We start from the raw sequence: 249 nt of genomic DNA, 5'->3' as shown, positions 1-249 counted from the left end.
GGCCGCAATGCCTCGGACGCGCTGGCCGAACGGGCCGCCACGCTCGCCGATGCCGCGCTCGCCACCGGCTTCGAAGCCGCCGCGGCCGCGCAGCATGCGCTGCTCGAGCGCTTCTGGGCCGCCGCAGACCTCGCCATTGCCGGAGAGCCGCGCCTGGCCGCGACCCTGCGCGCCAACCTCTTCCATCTCTTCGCCTCGGCGGGGCGCGACGGCCGTTCGAGCGCCGCGGCCAAGGGCCTGACCGGCGAA

The 249-nt window shown here is 76.3% G+C and carries 1 protein-coding gene; it reads left to right on the top strand.

The window, feature by feature from the left end; all coding sequences use genetic code 11:
• Window positions 1–249, top strand: a 249-nt coding sequence (locus NLU14_RS22610; RefSeq protein WP_275710837.1) for a hypothetical protein, incomplete at both ends; no start/stop codon positions are given.

This window comes from Marinobacter iranensis, assembly GCF_029207565.1.
Classification (GTDB): domain Bacteria; phylum Pseudomonadota; class Gammaproteobacteria; order Pseudomonadales; family Oleiphilaceae; genus Marinobacter; species Marinobacter iranensis.
This window is presented reverse-complemented; position numbering and strand designations above follow the sequence as displayed.